The sequence below is a fragment of the Halopenitus malekzadehii genome, from assembly GCF_900108505.1.
In the GTDB taxonomy this organism is placed as follows: Archaea; Halobacteriota; Halobacteria; order Halobacteriales; family Haloferacaceae; genus Halopenitus; species Halopenitus malekzadehii.
Genome location: NZ_FNWU01000009.1, coordinates 33,435 through 46,476 on the forward strand (window position 1 = coordinate 33,435; position 13,042 = coordinate 46,476).

At 66.7% G+C, this 13,042-nt stretch carries 15 protein-coding genes and 1 tRNA gene; 13 read left to right on the forward strand and 3 right to left on the reverse strand.

The annotated features are described in order from the left end of the window. Positions 1–106 precede the first annotated feature (106 nt). Positions 107–1,363: a glycosyltransferase gene (locus BLW38_RS11855; protein ID WP_218143064.1), complete on the reverse strand. Its 1,257-nt coding sequence runs from the start codon at positions 1,361–1,363 to the stop codon at positions 107–109. A gap of 173 nt (positions 1,364–1,536) precedes the next feature. On the opposite strand from BLW38_RS11855, the gene BLW38_RS11860 reads away from it, so the two are divergent. The 6 genes from BLW38_RS11860 to BLW38_RS11885 all read left to right on the forward strand — a co-directional run bounded on the left by BLW38_RS11860 (position 1,537) and on the right by BLW38_RS11885 (position 6,533). After that, the gene (locus BLW38_RS11860; RefSeq protein ID WP_092817438.1) at positions 1,537–2,409 is read left to right on the forward strand and encodes a molybdopterin synthase; all 873 of its coding nucleotides are present in this window, start codon (positions 1,537–1,539) and stop codon (positions 2,407–2,409) included. 66 nt (positions 2,410–2,475) lie between these two features. After that, positions 2,476–2,901, forward strand: a complete 426-nt coding sequence (sdhC, locus tag BLW38_RS11865) for a succinate dehydrogenase, cytochrome b556 subunit (RefSeq protein WP_092817439.1) — start codon at positions 2,476–2,478, stop codon at positions 2,899–2,901. Between the two features lies 1 nt (position 2,902). Then, complete coding sequence (locus BLW38_RS11870; protein ID WP_092817440.1) at positions 2,903–3,274, forward strand: succinate dehydrogenase hydrophobic membrane anchor subunit; 372 nt, start codon at positions 2,903–2,905, stop codon at positions 3,272–3,274. A gap of 10 nt (positions 3,275–3,284) precedes the next feature. Continuing rightward, the gene (locus tag BLW38_RS11875) at positions 3,285–4,175 is read left to right on the forward strand and encodes a succinate dehydrogenase/fumarate reductase iron-sulfur subunit (protein WP_092817473.1); all 891 of its coding nucleotides are present in this window, start codon (positions 3,285–3,287) and stop codon (positions 4,173–4,175) included. Between the two features lie 29 nt (positions 4,176–4,204). Further along, positions 4,205–6,064 (forward strand): FAD-binding protein, encoded by a 1,860-nt coding sequence (locus BLW38_RS11880; protein ID WP_092817441.1) that lies wholly within the window; start codon positions 4,205–4,207, stop codon positions 6,062–6,064. 241 nt (positions 6,065–6,305) lie between these two features. After that, positions 6,306–6,533: a helix-turn-helix domain-containing protein gene (locus tag BLW38_RS11885; RefSeq protein ID WP_092817442.1), complete on the forward strand. Its 228-nt coding sequence runs from the start codon at positions 6,306–6,308 to the stop codon at positions 6,531–6,533. A 179-nt stretch (positions 6,534–6,712) separates the two neighbouring features. On the opposite strand, the gene BLW38_RS16295 is transcribed toward BLW38_RS11885, so the two are convergent. Beyond that, positions 6,713–6,874, reverse strand: a complete 162-nt coding sequence (locus tag BLW38_RS16295) for a DUF7563 family protein (RefSeq protein WP_177167492.1) — start codon at positions 6,872–6,874, stop codon at positions 6,713–6,715. A 125-nt stretch (positions 6,875–6,999) separates the two neighbouring features. Here BLW38_RS16295 and BLW38_RS11890 point away from each other — a divergent pair, with 125 nt between their 5' ends. Beyond that, positions 7,000–7,635 (forward strand): uracil-DNA glycosylase, encoded by a 636-nt coding sequence (locus BLW38_RS11890; protein WP_092817474.1) that lies wholly within the window; start codon positions 7,000–7,002, stop codon positions 7,633–7,635. Positions 7,636–7,677: 42 nt separating this feature from the next. Here the strand turns inward: BLW38_RS11890 and BLW38_RS11895 are convergent, their stop codons facing one another. Beyond that, on the reverse strand, positions 7,678–7,872 hold the full coding sequence (locus tag BLW38_RS11895) for a hypothetical protein (RefSeq protein WP_092817443.1): 195 nt from the start codon (positions 7,870–7,872) through the stop codon (positions 7,678–7,680). Between the two features lie 68 nt (positions 7,873–7,940). Between BLW38_RS11895 and BLW38_RS11900 the strand changes: the two genes are divergently transcribed. The 6 genes from BLW38_RS11900 to BLW38_RS11930 all read left to right on the forward strand — a co-directional run bounded on the left by BLW38_RS11900 (position 7,941) and on the right by BLW38_RS11930 (position 13,023). Beyond that, the gene (locus BLW38_RS11900; RefSeq protein ID WP_092817444.1) at positions 7,941–8,702 is read left to right on the forward strand and encodes a hypothetical protein; all 762 of its coding nucleotides are present in this window, start codon (positions 7,941–7,943) and stop codon (positions 8,700–8,702) included. A 163-nt stretch (positions 8,703–8,865) separates the two neighbouring features. Next, a tRNA-Ser gene (locus BLW38_RS11905) sits at positions 8,866–8,949 on the forward strand. Positions 8,950–9,103: 154 nt separating this feature from the next. Beyond that, the gene (gene sod, locus BLW38_RS11910; RefSeq protein ID WP_092817445.1) at positions 9,104–9,706 is read left to right on the forward strand and encodes a superoxide dismutase; all 603 of its coding nucleotides are present in this window, start codon (positions 9,104–9,106) and stop codon (positions 9,704–9,706) included. Between the two features lie 138 nt (positions 9,707–9,844). After that, positions 9,845–10,177, forward strand: coding sequence for a DUF5827 family protein (locus BLW38_RS11915; RefSeq protein ID WP_092817446.1), 333 nt, complete (start codon positions 9,845–9,847; stop codon positions 10,175–10,177). Further along, positions 10,174–11,091, forward strand: coding sequence for an ATPase (locus tag BLW38_RS11920; protein ID WP_092817447.1), 918 nt, complete (start codon positions 10,174–10,176; stop codon positions 11,089–11,091). Before BLW38_RS11915 ends, BLW38_RS11920 begins: the two co-directional genes overlap by 4 nt. A 150-nt stretch (positions 11,092–11,241) precedes the next feature. Beyond that, positions 11,242–13,023 (forward strand): GTPBP1 family GTP-binding protein, encoded by a 1,782-nt coding sequence (locus BLW38_RS11930; protein WP_245710196.1) that lies wholly within the window; start codon positions 11,242–11,244, stop codon positions 13,021–13,023. The last annotated feature ends 19 nt before the right edge of the window (positions 13,024–13,042 follow it).

Genomic DNA, 13,042 nt, shown 5'->3' on the forward strand with positions numbered 1-13,042 from the left:
GGAGGACCACCGGAGCCATAAACCCCGCCGTCCACGGCCGGTCCGTTCCCGAGGTCATCCGTCCGTGTGGTCGGTCACGCAACCGAGGTCATCCGCACACGACCGGTCACGTCCCGGTTTTCGTCACCTGGTACCACTCTCCCTCCCAGGTGAGGAGGTACTCGAGGGCACATTTGACCGTGAGCACCCCGTGCCCGAGGTAGACGAGCGGCGCGAGTGCGATCGTCCAGGACGGCGGCCCGACCCGGCCGTCGAGGAGGTCACGGAGCCAGACGCCGCCGATCGTCGCGATGATGGCCGCGAACGGCACGACGACCGCGCTGGCGTCGAGGACCAACAGGAACAGGACGTGGGCAGCGAGCACGAGGAGGGCGCCGCCGGCGAGCACGGAGCCGACCGCACGGCCGACGGTGACCAGATCGACGAGCCCCGGCCGTCCGCGCAACGCCTCCCGAATGCGGAGGTGTGACACCTGAACGTGCCCGATACGCCACCGCTTTCGCTGTCCCCACAGGTCGGCGAGCGTGTGGGGTGCCTCCATCGAGCTGGTACAGCGCCGGTTCTGGGTCACCGTCAGGTCCGCCTTGTAACACTGGTGGGAGAAGTAGAGGTCCTCGGTCAGGACGTCCGCATAGCCCCCGACCGCCGCAAGCGCCTCGCGAGTGACGCCCGTCGCCGAGCTTTGACACTGCGTGAAGCCGACGAAATCGCCGACCCGGTAGCCGGCCTGGACGACCACGCGCTCGCTGTAGGCGAGCGTCTCGACCGGTCCCGTGGGACGCGGCACGCGGCGTCCCTGGAACACGTCCGTCTCCCCGAGCAGCTCCCCCATCGCCGTCGGGACGAACGTCGGTTCGGCGCGTTCGTCCGCGTCGAAGATGACGAAGTGGTCGGCCGGACTCCACGCCACGGCGTTGTTGATCGCGGTCGCCTTCGAGCCGGGATCGTCGTTGACCAGGACCTCGACGGGGTCGTAGGTCGTCGCCAGCTCCGCAGCGCGGTCGTGGGTTCGCTCGTCGTCCGGCTCGACGACGATCACGACCCGGAGCGGGTCATAGTCGTTTACCAGCAGGCTCGTCACGCTCGCGTCCAGGACGTCGGCGTCGCGGTAGGCCGGGACGATCGCCTGGACGGGCGGCCCCGTCCGGACGCGTTCGGTCTCGTCGTCACGCCAGACGTCGTATCCCAACAGGGCCCCGGTGACGGCGACCACGACGCTGAACGTGCCGACCGAGAGGGCACCCTGGAGGAACTGGATGCGAAGAAACAGCGGTGCGATCACCACGGTCCACACGTCGAGGCTCGTGAGAAAGCCAACGACGAGCAGCCCGAGGATCGCGAGCACCGTCCCCGCTCGTTCCATTACGCGTCGACCTAGCCGGTTCATAGCCGGGATATGGGTCCGTTTCGGTACTTAAACCTGTGGCTCCGCTCCGTCGAACGGTATGGTGATCCGAAACACGGTTGACTCGGAGACATCCCGTTCGGTCACCGATACGGGAAAGCCCTAAGCCGCTGTATCGCTCCGGTTCGGATATGCAACCGATCGCCGTTCTCGGCCCCGACGCCGGTTCACTGGCGACGCGTCTGAGCGACCGACTCGACGGCCGCGTCGTTCGGATCGACAGCGTCGACGACATCGATCCGGGGAGTGAGGATGACTCGGGTGGAAACGGGTCCCCCGGTGACGATTCAGACGGAGCCGACTCGAACGCAGCTGTCACGGTTCGGTTCACCGCCGATGGCGACTGGGCCGCGGCCGGTGAGGGAGCCGACCTCACCGCCCTGCTCGACCGATACGCGCCCGCATACGACTACGCGGTTCTCACCGGCGAGACGCGCCTCCGCGTGCCCACTGTACTTCTCGGTGATGCCGGTGATGCCAGTGATGCTGACGCTGATCGCGATCCGACGACCGTCCCCGGAGACGTGATCGCGACCGCCTCGTCCTCGGATGCGATCGACGTCGAGGAGCTGCTCGGCGCGCTCGAATCCGCCGAGCCCTGGGTCACGCTCGAAGAACTGATCGATCGCGCGACGGCCGATCCGGCGGCAGACCGATCAGGGGCGATCGCGTCGTTCACGGGACGCGTTCGGGCCAAGGACGCGCCGGATGACGACCGCACACAGCAGCTGGCCTTCGAGGCGTACGAGGGCGTCGCCGCCGACCGGATGGACACGATCGCCGACGAACTCGAGGAGCGTGACGGGGTGTTCCGGGTCCTAATGCACCACCGAACCGGAGTGATCCCGGACGGCGAGGACATCGTGTTCGTCGTCGTCCTCGCCGGTCACCGCGAGGAGGCGTTCCGGACCGTCGCCGACGGCATCGACCGGCTGAAGGAGGAGGTCCCGATCTTCAAAAAGGAGACCACCGAGAGCGAGCAGTTCTGGGTCCACGAGCGGTAGCGGTTCCACCGACGTGCCGGCGCGTTAGTAACTACTTTACCTACTGGGGTCTCACCCACGAACGGTATGAGTCAGTCGCACAATCGGGGCCTCATCGAGGACTTCGGCCGATGGCGGGAGTTCCGCGCGGGGATGTGGGCCTGGATCTTCCACAAGTTCACCGGCTGGGTGCTTGTGGGGTATCTGTTCACCCACATTGCCGTGTTGAGCACCGCGATCCCGGCCTCCGGCCAGGAGACGGCGGTTCTGCAGGCGGGTGACGACGTCTACACGCAGACGATCGTCACCCTCGAAGAGCTGCTTCTCGTCCGGATCCTCGAGGTCGGGCTCCTTGCAGTGGCCGTGTTCCACATCCTCAACGGAACCCGGCTGCTGTTCATCGATCTCGGCGTCGGATTGGAATCGCAGGACAAGAGCTTCTACGCGTCGTTGATCCTGACGGGCCTCATCACGGTCGCGTCGGTGCCGACGTTCCTCGCGGGGGCGTTCTGAGATGGCTGAACGCTACTCCTCGTTCACCCCCGGCGGAACGATGTGGCTGCTCCAGCGGATCACGGCCGCCTTCCTCATCGTCGTGTTGGCGTTCCACTTCTTCCTTCTTCACTTCGTCAACCACGCCGACGAGGTGTCCTTCATCGTGAGCGCCGCGCGGATGGAGACGTTGAGTTACTACTCGCTGATGATCCTCTTTCTCGTGACCGCCACGTTCCACGGCGTGAACGGGGTCTACAACGCATTGATCAACCAGGGACTGACCGGTCGGAAGAAACAGGCAGTCAAGACCACGCTGATCGTCGCCAGCGTCGTCCTGATCGTGCAGGGCGTCCGGACGGCGAACGCCTGGGCCGGCGGGGTCCCGCTGTGAGGTGCTGAATATGAGCACGCAAGTTCCACAACAGACCGACGAGACGGACGCAGAGACCGAACCGGACGCCGCCGAGGAGCCCTCGAAGGGCGATCTCCGACGCGAGAAGAAGGCGGAACGCGCCGCCGAGCGCGAACGCGAGGCTGAGGCGGCCGAGAACGCGGCGGCCGGCGGGAACACGCGCGAGCTGAAGGTGTTCCGGTTCGACCCCGAAATCGAGGGGAAACAGGAGCCCCGGTTCGACGAGTTCCACGTTCCCTTCGAGAAGGGGATGACGGTGCTGGACGCGCTCATCTACGCGCGCGACACCTACGACTCCTCGCTGACCTTCCGGCACTCCTGCCGGCAGGCCGTCTGCGGCTCCGACGCGATGTTCGTGAACGGCCAACAGCGACTGGCGTGTAAGACCCAGTTGTCCGAGCTGTCGGAGCCGGTTCGGGTCGAACCGCTACCCCACGCCGACGTCCGGAAGGACCTCGTCGTGGATATGGAGCATTTCTACGACCAGATGGACGCCGTCGAGCCGTTCTTCGACGCCGACGAGCTGCCCGAGGACGAACTGGCGGAGCAGCGTCAGTCCCGGCAGAACCGCGAGAAGGTGAAGATGTCCACGCGATGCATCTGGTGTGGCGCCTGTATGTCCTCGTGTAACATCGCCGCCGGCGACAACCAGTATCTCGGCCCCGCGGCGCTCAACAAGGCCTATCGCTTCGCGATGGACGATCGGGAGGGCGAGGCGCGCAAGCAGGAACGACTCGAGATCATCGAGCAGGAGCACGGCGTCTGGCGGTGTCAGACCCAGTTCTCCTGTACCGAGGTCTGTCCGAAGGACATCCCGCTCACCGAACACATCCAGGAACTGAAACGGGAAGCGGTCAAGAACAACCTGAAGTTTTGGTGAGCACCCGGCTTCGAACACAGCACAACACAATGGCATCCAACACAACCTACGAACACGACGTGATCGTGGTCGGCGCGGGCGGTGCCGGGCTCAGAGCGGCCATCGCGGCCCAGGAGGCCGGCGCCGACGTGGCGATCGTCTCGAAACTCCACCCGGTCCGGTCACACACCGGCGCCGCGGAGGGCGGCATCAACGCCGCGATCCGCGACGGCGACTCCTGGGAGGACCACGCCTACGACACTATGAAGGGGTCGGACTACCTCGGCGACGCGCCTGCGATCGAGGCGCTCTGTCGGGAGAGTCCCAAGGAGACGATCCAGCTCGAACACTGGGGAATGGCCTTCTCCCGCGAGGAGGACGGCACCGTCTCCCAGCGGCCGTTCGGCGGGCTCTCGTTCCCGCGGACCACCTACGCCGGCGCGGAGACCGGCCACCAGCTGCTGCATACGATGTACGAGCAGGTGGTCAAACGCGGCATCGAGGTCTACGACGAGTGGCACGTGATGAACCTCGCGGTCACCGACGAGGAGGACCCGACCGAGCGGTCCTGCCACGGCGTCGTCGGCTACGAGATCCGCTCCGGCGAGATCGCCGGCTTCCGTGCCCGTGACGGCGTCATCCTCGCGACCGGCGGGATGGGGCAGGTCTTCGATCACACGACGAACGCGGTCGCCAACACCGGTGACGGCGTCGCGATGGCCTACCGCGCCGGGGTCCCGATGGAGGACATGGAGTTCATCCAGTTCCACCCGACGACGCTCCCCTCGACCGGCGTGCTCATCTCCGAGGGCGTTCGCGGCGAGGGCGGGATCCTCTACAACGACGAGGGCGAGCGATTCATGTTCGAACACGGCTACGCCAACAACGACGGCGAGCTGGCGAGCCGCGACGTCGTCGCCCGCGCCGAGCTGACCGAGGTCAACGAGGGGCGCGGCATCGAGGACGAGTACGTCCACCTCGATATGCGTCACCTCGGGGAAGACCGGATCCTCGACCGCCTCGAGAACATCCTCCACCTCGCGGAGGACTTCGAGGGCGTCGACGGCCTCGATGAGCCGATGCCGGTCAAGCCCGGCCAGCACTACGCGATGGGCGGCATCGAGACGAACGAGTACGGCCGGACCTGCGTCGACGGGCTCTATGCGGTCGGCGAGTGTGCGTGTGCCTCGGTCCACGGCGCGAACCGCCTCGGCGGGAACGCGCTGCCGGAGCTCATCGTCTTCGGGAAGCTCGCCGGACGCCACGCGGCGGGTGAGGAGTTCGACGAGCCCGAGATCGAGACGGGAAAGCGCGGCGAGTACGAGGACGCCGACTTCGAGTCGCCGGTGACGCTCGGCGAGCGTGCGGGCGACGACGCCGGAACGGCCGCCGACGCGGCGGCGGACGGCGGCGAGGCGGTCGCCAACCCGGACGCCGTGCTCGACGTCGCCGTCGACCGGGAGATCGATCGCGTCGAGGAGCTGCTTGCGACCGACGGCGTCAACCACGCGGAGATACGGTCGACGGTTCAGGAGACGATGACTGCGAACGTGAACGTCTTCCGCGAGGAGGAAGGCCTGACGGAGGCGCTTTCGGACCTTCGGGAGGCACGCGACCGCTACACCGACGTTGGCGTCTCGGACCCCTCCCGGACGTTCAACACCGATCTGCTTCACACCCTGGAGACGCAGAACATCCTCGACATCGCCGAGGCGCTGACGATGGGCGCGCTCGCACGCAACGAGTTCCGCGGCGCCCACTGGCGCAAGGAGAACCAGATTCGTGACGACGAGAACTGGCTCAAGCACACGCTCATCTCCTGGAACGATGGCGACCCGGACCTCTGGTACCGTTCGGTCATCCTCGAAGGGGAGAACAAACGCTACGAGCCGAAGATTCGGTCGTACTGAGACCGACCGCAACGCAGACGGTAGATCACCCGCGAGATACCGTGTGGGGCACTCACACGACACATACGACGTCGGTCGAAGCCTGAGCCATCGATCGACGCGATATCCGTCCAGTCGGTACGGTTCGGATCGGCCGATTCCGCGTAAGGCCGCCGTTTTGGTGCGTTTCTCGCCCCGTATCGGCTTTTTCGACGATCGTTGAATGGGGGATTTATTATCGTCGAAGGAATTGATCCTGGTAATGATCGAAACCGACGCCGGATCGGGAACCGCGATGTCGCTCCCGACGGAGTTGCAATCGCCGCGAGCGAAGCTCGTGTATCTGTATCTCACGACCAATCGACGCGCCACGGTGTCCGAGATGGCCGAGTCGCTCGCAATGAAGAAGATCTCGCTCTACGGCATCCTCAAGACCCTGCGCAACGAGGAGTTCATCCAACAGCAGGGCGAGGAATACCGACTCGCCTAATCCCGTCGGCTTCGGCTGCTGATTCGCCGTCCCGTTCGCCGTCCGGTTCGCTGTCCCGTTTACTGTCTCGTTCACCGTCCAGTTCGTCGTTCGGTCTATGGATCGGTCCATCGATCGACGGTGATGTTGACGGCAGCCGATCGACGGCCGACGCCGTCTCACCGTCTCCCCGGTTCGTCTCACCCGGTGTTCCGCGTTGACCGAGCGGTTCTCACCTCCGCACCGTCACGAACGGTGTCCTCACAGCTTGGACAGACGCGGGGGTCGTCAATCCCGTCGGGAGTAAAAACGCGTGCGTACGCCGGCGTCACGAAGGTGCCGCAGTTTTGGCAGTCGGGCATATCGTGTTGGTGTGTCGTGGTTTTTACCATAAATCTTGTGGGGTGGTAACACACGATTAGGTGCCGATCATCGGGTGGGATCGTAACCACCGGGGCTTTTGCCGATCGCCCGCCAACGGCTCGTCGTGGACGCAGCCCAAACCGACTTCAAGAACCCTTTCGGGATGGACACGGACTGTGCGAACTGCTCGGCGCTGTGTGCCGAGCGGTCGACCGTGGTCCACGGCTACGGCGACGTCGGCGGCGAGTTTCTCGTGGTCGGCGGGGAGCCGAGTGCCGGCGCCGACGCGACCGGCATCCCGTTCGGCGATGACGAGGGTGGGCGGCGGGTCCGATCGATCTTCCGGGAGCTTGGTTTCGTTCGATCGGCTCCCGAGACGGTCGAGATGGACGTCCAGAACGCCTTTTTCACCGCTCTCACGCGGTGTCGTCATCCCGATCGGCCCGCCACCGACGAGGAGGTCGCCAGCTGCGAGCCCTACCTCGATGCGGAGATCCGGATGATCAATCCCCAGATCATTGTCCCGGTCGGCCAGCGTGCGCTGGAGGCGCTCGCGTTCGAGTACACCACGCGGTCGCCGGATTCGTTCGACGTCGCCGCCGAACACGCGACGACGATCCGGGGCCGAGGGTTCGAGCTCGTTCCGATACGGGATCCGGAGACGATGAGCGACGAGGCGGAACGGGCCTTCATCGACCACGTTCGCGAGAACGTCCTCGCGCGTGATTATCGGCAGACGAAGGGACGACGAAGTCGATGAGACCGCCTCGGTGAGTCCTCGCGGTGGAGCGTCACCGACATCTCACCAGTAGACGGTTCGCGGACCGGCCTCGCGCCCGCCGAGCGCGACGATCGCGGCGACGATGGCCAGACAGATCGCGGCGGTGGCGACGGCGGCCGGCGACCCGAGCGCGGCCGGCAGACCGAGGACGGCGGTGACACAGACGAGGACGACGGCGACGGCCGCGATCGCGGCCAGCGGACGGAGTGCGGACATACGTGCGGTATCATCCGCGCGGCGCTTAAAAACCGGGGGTTGAAGGCGCCGAGGCAACCAGATACGATATGACCGTTATCGCGGTGCTTGCCGACCCGCCACGCGAGGGGTGTGGCTATCCGTCCCTGCCGGAGACGAGCCCGCTTTCGACCACGGAGGCGACGGCGCTGTATGAAGCCGTGTTTCGTGACCTGGTTCGAGCCGTCGACCGGTCCGGCGGGGATCTCCTCGTGAACCACCCCACCGAGGAGCAGCTCCCCGCGGACGCTCGTACGGGGACCGATCCGGAAGCCGAGCTACGCGCCGTCGTGGCCGACACCCTGGAGGATGCCGGCGACGTCCGGTTCGAACCGCAAGTCGGATCGACGTTCAGCGCCCGCGCCGGCAACACGGCGACCCACCTGCTTCGCGAGGAAGATGCTGGCTCCGTCGCGATCGTCACGCCGTCGACGCCGTTCCTCACCCGGTCGGCCATCGATGCGGCGGCGATGAAACTTCGCACTGCCACCGCCGTTCTCGGCCCGTCGACCGCCGGGCGGTGCCACTACGCGGGGTTCACCGAACCGATCGACTTCGCGGACGCGTTCACGCCGCCGAGCGTCCAGACGCTCGCCGAGCGCACGCGTGACGCCGGCGGCGACGTCGATTTCATCCAGGCACTGCCCACGATCGAGACCGGCCGCGATCTCCTCGACGTCGTGCCCCTGTTGCGGGCCCGTTTTGCGGCCGAGCGGATCGTTCCCGAGCACACGGCGGCGTTCGTCCACGAACACGGGCTCGCCGTCCACGAGGACGACGCGACCGGCGATCTCACCCTGGTTCGGGACTGAGACCAAGAGGATTTCGCGGCCCGGTATGCGCAGGTTCGTCGACGCCGACGTGAGCGATCCCCCGCCGATACGATCGGCGTGATCGATGCCCCCGATCGACGACCACAACCGACATCCATTAGTCGCCCCCCTCACAATTCCCGAGTGCAGCCGGATACCCGATGGTGGGATGGCAGAGTGGCCCATTGCGCCGGTCTTGAAAACCGGTAGCCTCACGGCTTCCTGGGTTCAAATCCCAGTCCCACCGTATCGAGCGCGGCGTCGCGTCACGCCGCGCGAGCATCGTGCGGGGTTTGGACGGCGCGAAGATTCGAACGCCCGTTCCACCGTTTGTGCCGTGGTAGCGTACGTCTCCTCAATCTTTAACAGGACAGCGACCGATCGATCGACTGGGTGAAATTATGAGCGAACACGAACTCGATCCACTTCCGTACGACTACGACGCGCTCGAACCGCACATCTCCGAACAGGTGCTCACGTGGCATCACGACACGCACCACCAGGGGTACGTAAACGGGCTCAACGCCGCCGAGGAGACGCTCGCCGAGAACCGTGAGAGCGGGGATTACGGCAGCACGGCGTCGGCGCTCGGGAACGTGACCCACAACGGCAGCGGTCACTATCTCCACACGCTGTTCTGGAACAACATGTCCCCGAACGGCGGCGGCGAACCGGCCGGCGATCTCGCCGATCGGATCGCCGAGGACTTCGGGTCCTATGAGGCCTGGAAGGGCGAGTTCGAGGCCGCTGCCGGCGCCGCCGGCGGCTGGGCCCTGCTCGTGTACGATCCGGTCTCCAAGCAGCTGCGCAACCTGAAGGTCGACAAGCACGACCAGGGCGCGCTGTGGGGTGCCCATCCGATCCTGGCGCTCGACGTCTGGGAGCACTCCTACTACCACGATTACGGCCCGGCACGCGGCGAGTTCATCGACGCGTTCTTCGAGGTCGTCGACTGGGGCGAGGTCGCGGACAACTACGAGAACGTCGTGTCCGACTTCGAGTAACGTCGCGTCCGCGAGACGACCGTCCCGTCGATCGACTCCGTCCCGATTTTTTCGATGCCCTCGACATCGCGAGCACCGGTGCCATCCCCCGCGTCGGTGAACCCGTGTCGTTTAGGGGACGGGCGACCGAGAACGGCCATGCCGACGCCGAAAGACGACTTCGAGGCGACCTACCCGTGTGAGTTCTACACGGCCGCCGAGTTGCTCGAACCGGACCTGATGTACACGATCCCCGAGATCGCCCGGCTGCTCCAGGGTGTCGACCCCGACGAACCGCTCGATGAGGGGACCGAGACCGTCCTGATCGACTGGGCAATCCCGTGGGTGATGAACAACGCCGATGACCTCGTGATCGCGGAGCCGCTTGCGGACGACGGTCCCGGCTACTACGGGCTTGCCGATGCGGCGATCGACGGGGACGACGCCGCGGAGTCGGAACGCACCGGGGACTCGACCGACGACGAACGGTGACCGGGACCGAATCGCCGACGCTGCTCGTGGCCGGTGATTCGCGGGTCGACGCCGGAAAGACGACGTTTTCGGTGGGGCTCCTTGCGACCCTCTCGGCGGACGGCGCCGATCCGGTCGGCGTGAAGCCTCGGGCCGGCCACGACTTCTGGTACGACCACGACGACTTCCGGGCGGCCGTCGCGGACCGTCGACTCTACGGGACGGACGCGCGTCGACTCGCGGCCGCAAGCGATCGCGGGCTCGCGAACCGGTCGGACTCGACGGGATCGACGCCGGTAGCCCCGGAGTTCATCAACCCGCTTCACCGCCTGTGGCGTCCCACGCCGGGCCGGACCGGACTGCTCGGCGAGGCCGACCGGACCTTCCTCTGTGACCGACTCGGTGGTGCCGGGAACGGCGATCCGACCCTCGTCGTGAACGGCGCTGCCGAGGAGGCGGGGCTGCTTCCGCCCACGGTCGCCGATCGGCTCCCGCTTTCGGAGGCCCCCCGCGTCCACGACGTTTCGGGGTTCAACGAGGTGATGGCGTCGTCGTACCTGCCGGTTTTCGAGCGGTTCGCTGCCGCCGTCGCCGCCGATCCCGGCCCGGTCGTGGTCGAGTCGTACGGCGACATCGCGCTCCCGTTCGAGGCCGGAGCTGGCGCCGGCGACGCCCCCACGATCGACGCCGTGGCGGTCGTCGCACCCACTCGGGTCCGGGTCTATGACGGCGGTCGCTACCGCCGCGCGTGCACGGTCGCCGCGGGCAGCGCACGTGAGGGCGCGCTTGAGGAACACACCGACGCCGTCACGTCGATGGTCGAACCGCTCGGGACCGTCGATCTGCCGGCGCTTCCGGGCGACGCACGGTCGTCGCCGGACCGGGTGGCGTCCGCGTATGCCGACGCCTACACGACGCTTCTCGAGGCCGTGTGAGGGTTGTGGCTGGGAGGGATTCCTTCCGGGAGATCCCTGGCCGTTCCGGAGTGGATTTCGTGTGCTTTTCGGCACGCTCCCGAGCAGTATTGTGCTATGGATACCCACGGCACGAAAACGCTTAAACGCCGATGCGGCCTACGGGCGGGTATGAGCGCGGACCGGTCTGTCCTCAGGCAGGCCATCGAGCGCGGGGAACGCGACGGCGGGTCGATCGAGTTCAAGGAACGGCTGACTCGGGAGGTCCACCTCGCGGACGGGCGGAAGGAATCGCTCGCCGCGCAACTGCGCCACCGCGTCCTGTCGGGCGACGGCGAGGCGACCTACGTCGTCGGCGTCACGGACGATGGCGGTCTGGCCGGGATCGCTCCCGACCGCTTCTCCGAGACGATGGATGTCCTCTCATTGCTCGCCGAGGAGGCCGACGCACACATCCACGACGTCGACACCTGGAGCGTTGCGGACGTCGCAGATGTCGCGGACGCCGCGACGCGGTCGGATGCGGTAGACACCGGGACCACCGTGGATGCCGGAACCACCGTGGATGCCGGAACCACTGTGGAGGCGGGAGATACCCCGACGGCCGGGTCCGCCGCCGATCCGCCCGGACTCGTGGGAATCGCGACGATCCGCGAAGGGGCAACCCTCGAGACCGACGAGGACCATCTGGTGATCGGCACCGCCGGCCACGTCGACCACGGCAAGAGCACGCTCGTCGGCTCGCTCGTCACGGGCCAGGCCGACGACGGCCAGGGTGGAACCCGTGGGTTCCTCGACGTCCAGCCCCACGAGATCGAACGCGGGCTCTCCGCAGATCTGTCCTATGCAGTCTACGGGTTCGATGAGATCGGATCGGACGACTGTGTCCCCGTTCGGATGGACAATCCCCACCGCAAGCAGGACCGAGCCCGGATCGTCGCGGAGGCCGACCGGCTCGTCTCGTTCGTGGACACCGTCGGCCACGAGCCCTGGCTCCGGACGACGATCCGCGGGCTCGTCGGCCAGAAGATCGACTACGGACTGCTCGCGGTTGCGGCCGACGACGGGCCGACGAAGACGACTCGAGAACACCTCGGAATCCTGCTTGCCACCGAGCTGCCGACGGTGGTCGCGGTGACGAAGACCGACCTCGTGAGCGACGATCGCGTCGACGCGGTGGTTCGGGAGATCGAGTCCCTGCTGCGGGACGTCGGGACGACCCCGCTGCCGGTCGCACGCCACGGCGTCGACGCCGCCATCGAGGAGATCGACGCCTCGGTCGTCCCGATCGTGGAGACGAGCGCGGTCAGCCGCGAGGGGCTCGACCGGCTCGATACGCTCTTCGCCGAGCTCCCCAAACGCGCCACGCCCGAGCGCGGCGAGTTCCGGATGTACGTCGACCGGTCCTACGACGTGAAGGGCGTCGGTGCGGTCGCCTCCGGGACGGTCAACTCGGGGACGGTCGAGGCCGGCGACGAGTTGCTCATCGGTCCGATGGCGGACGGGACCTTCGAGGAGGTGACGGCCCGCTCCATCGAGATGCACTACCACCGCGTCGACCGGGCGAGTGCCGGTCGGATCGTCGGGATCGCCCTGAAGGGAGTCGACGAGTCGGCGATCGAACGTGGGATGGTGTTGGTACCTCGGTCGGCCGACCCCGATCCGGTCAGGGAGTTCGAGGCCGAGGTGATGGTGCTCAACCATCCGACGCGGATCCGGTCGGGGTACGAGCCGGTCGTCCACCTCGAAACGGCCAGCGAGGCGGCCGAGTTCACTCCCGAGTCCGGGCGGCTGCTCCCGGGCGATACCGGCCGGACGCAGGTCCGGTTCAAGTTCCGCCCGTACCTCGTCGAGGAGGGTCAGCGGTTCGTCTTCCGCGAGGGGTCGAGCAAGGGCGTCGGGACCGTCACCGACGTGGGGGCCGTCGCGGATCCGTCGCCCGCTGACGACTGATCGGTCGTCCCGACCGGCG

Bases quoted from the DNA above. Each gene is read 5' to 3' on its own strand.
- BLW38_RS11855 (WP_218143064.1), bottom strand. From the start codon at position 1,363: ATGGAACGAGCGGGGACGGTGCTCGCGATCCTCGGGCTGCTCGTCGTT.
- BLW38_RS11860 (WP_092817438.1), top strand. From the start codon at position 1,537: ATGCAACCGATCGCCGTTCTCGGCCCCGACGCCGGTTCACTGGCGACG.
- sdhC (WP_092817439.1), top strand. From the start codon at position 2,476: ATGAGTCAGTCGCACAATCGGGGCCTCATCGAGGACTTCGGCCGATGG.
- BLW38_RS11870 (WP_092817440.1), top strand. From the start codon at position 2,903: ATGGCTGAACGCTACTCCTCGTTCACCCCCGGCGGAACGATGTGGCTG.
- BLW38_RS11875 (WP_092817473.1), top strand. From the start codon at position 3,285: ATGAGCACGCAAGTTCCACAACAGACCGACGAGACGGACGCAGAGACC.
- BLW38_RS11880 (WP_092817441.1), top strand. From the start codon at position 4,205: ATGGCATCCAACACAACCTACGAACACGACGTGATCGTGGTCGGCGCG.
- BLW38_RS11885 (WP_092817442.1), top strand. From the start codon at position 6,306: ATGATCGAAACCGACGCCGGATCGGGAACCGCGATGTCGCTCCCGACG.
- BLW38_RS16295 (WP_177167492.1), bottom strand. From the start codon at position 6,874: ATGCCCGACTGCCAAAACTGCGGCACCTTCGTGACGCCGGCGTACGCA.
- BLW38_RS11895 (WP_092817443.1), bottom strand. From the start codon at position 7,872: ATGTCCGCACTCCGTCCGCTGGCCGCGATCGCGGCCGTCGCCGTCGTC.
- BLW38_RS11900 (WP_092817444.1), top strand. From the start codon at position 7,941: ATGACCGTTATCGCGGTGCTTGCCGACCCGCCACGCGAGGGGTGTGGC.
- sod (WP_092817445.1), top strand. From the start codon at position 9,104: ATGAGCGAACACGAACTCGATCCACTTCCGTACGACTACGACGCGCTC.
- BLW38_RS11915 (WP_092817446.1), top strand. From the start codon at position 9,845: ATGCCGACGCCGAAAGACGACTTCGAGGCGACCTACCCGTGTGAGTTC.
- BLW38_RS11930 (WP_245710196.1), top strand. From the start codon at position 11,242: ATGAGCGCGGACCGGTCTGTCCTCAGGCAGGCCATCGAGCGCGGGGAA.